The organism is Streptomyces sp. NPDC000151 (genome assembly GCF_040301705.1).
GTDB lineage: Bacteria > Actinomycetota > Actinomycetes > Streptomycetales > Streptomycetaceae > Streptomyces.
Genome location: NZ_JBEPFC010000284.1, coordinates 1 through 3,040 on the forward strand (window position 1 = coordinate 1; position 3,040 = coordinate 3,040).

At 76.9% G+C, this 3,040-nt stretch carries 2 protein-coding genes and 1 pseudogene; all 3 read left to right on the forward strand.

The window, feature by feature from the left end; genetic code table 11:
- Window positions 1-1,286 (forward strand): annotated as a pseudogene (locus tag ABT381_RS35510) (SAV_2336 N-terminal domain-related protein); the annotation flags it as partial.
- A gap of 59 nt (window positions 1,287-1,345) precedes the next feature.
- On the forward strand, window positions 1,346-1,567 hold the full coding sequence (gene fxsA / locus ABT381_RS35515; protein ID WP_351602175.1) for an FxSxx-COOH cyclophane-containing RiPP peptide: 222 nt from the start codon (window positions 1,346-1,348) through the stop codon (window positions 1,565-1,567).
- Between the two features lie 172 nt (window positions 1,568-1,739).
- The gene (locus tag ABT381_RS35520; RefSeq protein WP_351602178.1) at window positions 1,740-2,930 is read left to right on the forward strand and encodes an FxsB family cyclophane-forming radical SAM/SPASM peptide maturase; all 1,191 of its coding nucleotides are present in this window, start codon (window positions 1,740-1,742) and stop codon (window positions 2,928-2,930) included.
- The last annotated feature ends 110 nt before the right edge of the window (window positions 2,931-3,040 follow it).

Here is a 3,040-nt window from a genome sequence, read left to right on the forward strand (position 1 = left end):
CCCGCACAGCGCTCGGACGGGTGCTGCACACCGAGGCGGGGGAGCGGCGCGCGGCCGGCGACGGGCGCGGCGCGCTGGACCTGCTGCGCCGCGCCGACCGGGAGTTCACGGCCGTGTGCGCGACCGCCGGGCTGGAGCCGTGGCACGCCCTGGAGATCACCCTGGAGCGGGTCCGGGTCCTGGAGGAGCAGTGGCGGCTGGGCGGCGACAGCGGGCTGCTCCAGGAGACCGTCGGGATGCTGGAGGCGTTCGCGGACGCCTGGCCGTACGACGAGGCGCAGCCGCACGGCCTGCCGCTGGCGCACGGCCGGGCGCTGCTGCGGCTCTCCGGCACGGCCGCCGACCGGGAACAGGCCGCGGCGTACGCCGAGCAGGCCGCGGCCTCGCTCGCGCACGCGGCCGACGCGATGGCCGCCGAGGGCGCGCCACAGGACGCCCGGCTGTGGGCCCGGCTGGACCTGACCGACGCGCTGCTGATGCTCACCGGCACCGCGCTGGACCGGGCCGCGCGGCTGGTCGAGGAGATGGAGGAGGCCGCGCAGGGGCCGGACGAGCGGGCCGCCGTGGTGGTGCGCGCCGCCCGGCTCGCGGTGCGGCGCTTCGAAGCGGACGGCGACGTACGGCATCTGGCGGAGGCCGACCGGCGGTACGAAGCGGCCTGCCGCGCGGTGCCGCGCGACCGCGACGGCTACGGCGACCTGATCGAGGAGTGGGGCGACGCGCTGATGCGCCGGGCGCGCGAGCCCGGCGGCCGGGCCGTCATCCACCGCACGGTCCGCGTGCTGCGGGACTGCCGGATGGAGACCGCGGCCGGCGACCCGCGACTGGCGCGCCGGCTGCTCACCCTCGGCCGCGCCCTGATGCTGCGCAGGAGCGACGACGACCGGGTGGACCTGCGGGAGGCCGAGCACCTCTTCGGGCTCGCCGCGCAGTCCGCCCCCGACCCGCTGGTGCGCGCCGAGTGCTGGCTGGAGCTGGGCGGCACGCACCGGCTGGCGCACCGCCGCTCCGGCCTGGACGCGCAGCTCGAACAGGCGGCGGACGCCTACCGCCGGGCGGCCGACGCGGCACGCGCGGCCCAGGAGGGCGCGGCGGACCCGGACCCCGCCGTACGGCTGTGCGCCCGCGCGTACCACCTGCGCGGCGAGGCGTACGAGGACGCGCGGCGGCCGCGGGCCGCACGCGACGCCTACCGGCTGGCCCTGGAGGAATGGCGGCGGCTGCCCGACGAGGGCGGCCCGGCGGGCCAGGAGACCTCGCGCCGGCTCATGGACATCGGCGGGTGACAGGCGGCAGCCTGTAAGTGACGTACCAGCGGGGGCAGTTGGCGGAAAGGGGCAAGGCGATGAGCGCGAGCCGCAAGGACACGGGGGACGAGCGGACGGAGACGGCCGGGGCCGCGGTGCCGCCGGCCGGTGAGCTGCCCGAACTGCCGGACCTGCTCGCCCTGGATCTCGCGGAGCTGCGGACGGTGGACCACCCGGTGCTGTCGGAAGTACTGGAACGGATACGGACGCGCGTGGACGAACCCACGGAAATGCTGTGGGGATTCAACAGCGCCTTCTGAAGCGCCTCTTGAAGTGAACCGACGTGACCCGAACACTTTCGGTCGTTGGGGCCAACGGAACCGGACACGGCCGATCGCCACCGGTTTCGGCACGCCGCTCCGCAGGGATACTTCGCGCTGGACCGGCGACGGGGGCCGTCCCTGCGCGGGCCACGGCTTGGGGGGTGCGGACGTGGCGCAGCAGACCGTACGGGACACGGGCCCGTCGGCGGCGGACCGGCCGGACGTCCTCCCCTTCCGGCAGTTCATTCTCAAGGTGCACGGCCACTGCAACCTCGCCTGCCGCTACTGCTACCTCTACGAGGCCGCCGACGACGGCTGGCGGGACCGCCCTGCCACGATGAGCGACGCGGTCCTGGACCGCACGACCGCCCGCATCGCCGAGCACGCCGCGGCCCACGGCCTGCGGCACGCCGCGCTCGTCCTGCACGGCGGCGAACCGCTGCTGGCCGGCGCGGACCGGCTCGGCCGCGCCGTCGACATGCTGCGCGCCCGGCTCCCCGGCGACTGCGCCCTGCACCCCACCGTCCAGACCAACGGCACCCTGCTCACCCGCGCCCGGCTGCGCACCCTCGCGGACCACGGCATCCGGGTCGGCGTCAGCCTCGACGGCGGGCTGCCCGCGCACAACGCCGCGCGCGTGGACCACGCGGGGCGCCCGGCCTGGAGCCGCGCCGTCCGCGGCCTGCGGCTGCTCGCCGAGGAGCAGCCGGACGCCTACGCGGGCATCCTCGCCGTCGTCGACCCGCGCACGGACCCCCTGGAGACCTACGCCTCGCTGCGCGCGCTCCGCCCGCCCCGCCTGGACCTGCTGCTCCCGCACGGCAACTGGACCACTCCACCCCCGGGCCTGACACCGGGTGCCGACCGCACCGCTCCCTACGGCGACTGGCTCGCCGCCGTCTTCGACGCCTGGTGGGACGGCGGCCCCGGGCAGCCGCGGGTCCGGCTCTTCGAGGACTGCCTGGCCCTGCTGCTGGGCGCGCCGGCCGGCGGCGAGTCGCTGGGCCTGACCCCGTTCACCGCCGTCGTGGTGGAGACCGACGGCAGCATCGAGCAGGTCGACTCCCTGAAGTCTGCGTACGAGGGCGCTGCCGCCACCGGGCTGGACGTCTTCGGCCACTCCTTCGACGACGCCCTCGCGCACCCCGGCATCGCCGCCCGGCACGCGGGCGCCGCGGCCCTCGCCCCCGTGTGCCGCGCCTGCCCGCTGGTGCGGATCTGCGGCGGCGGCCAGTACGCGCACCGCTACCGGCACGGGAGCGGCTTCGCCAACCCCTCGGTGTACTGCGCCGACCTCCAGCGGCTGATCCGGCACGCCGCCGGGCGGCTGGCCCGTGCCACGCGGGGGCCCGCCCGATGAGCAGCCGGATACCCGCGGGCCTGCTGCGCGAGCTGGGCCGGTCCGAAGGCGGTGCGGAGGCGCTGCGGCTGCTGGTCGACGACCAGCGCGTACGGCGGCTGCTGGCGCTG